Below are 694 nucleotides of genomic sequence, written 5' to 3' on the forward strand. Positions count from 1 at the left end.
TGAAACTGACCTCGACCGGACGCCTCGGCGCCGCGGACGCCGCCCTCGTGGTCGGCGGCGGAACGCTCGACCTCGGCGGCACCAGCGCGAGCGCCGGCCCGGTGGTGCTCACCGCCGGTACCATCCGCAACGGCACCCTGCGCGGCGCAATCTACAGGCTTCAGGCCGGCACTGTCGATGCGGTTCTGTCGGGCGCCGGCTCCCTTGCCAAAAGCGGCGACGGCACCGTGCTTCTCAACCAAGCGAACAGCTATTCCGGCGCCACCACGGTCACCAACGGGATTCTGCGGGCCGGGATCGCCGGCGCTCTCCCCGCGGGCACGACACTGATCGTCGCCGGGGCCGGAAGCCTCGACCTCGCCGGCACCAACCAGAGCGTCGCCGCGCTCAACGGCGACGGCCGGGTTTCACTCGGCGGCGCCACCTTCACCGTGGGCTCGAATGGCGGCGACGCGCTGTTTTCCGGCACTATCGACGGCACCGGCGCGCTGGTGAAGGCCGGCGCCGGGCGGCTCGATCTCACCGGCAACAGCCCACTCGCCGGCAGCGTGACGGTGGCGGAGGGGCGCTTGCGGGTCGGCGGCAACCTCGGCGCGGCCGACGTTTCCGTCGCCTCTGGCGCGATCATCGAGGGTACCGGCACGCTCGGCGGCCTCAGCATCCGAAGTGGTGGCCGCTTGGCTCCCGGCTACGA

At 72.2% G+C, this 694-nt stretch carries 1 protein-coding gene; it reads left to right on the forward strand.

Annotation, left to right across the window (positions count from 1 at the left end):
* Window positions 1–694: autotransporter-associated beta strand repeat-containing protein (locus FV226_RS27685; RefSeq protein ID WP_187278882.1), on the forward strand; the 694-nt coding region annotated here is incomplete at both ends.

Source organism: Methylobacterium sp. WL12 (assembly GCF_008039475.1).
Classification (GTDB): Bacteria; Pseudomonadota; Alphaproteobacteria; order Rhizobiales; family Beijerinckiaceae; genus Methylobacterium; species Methylobacterium cerastii.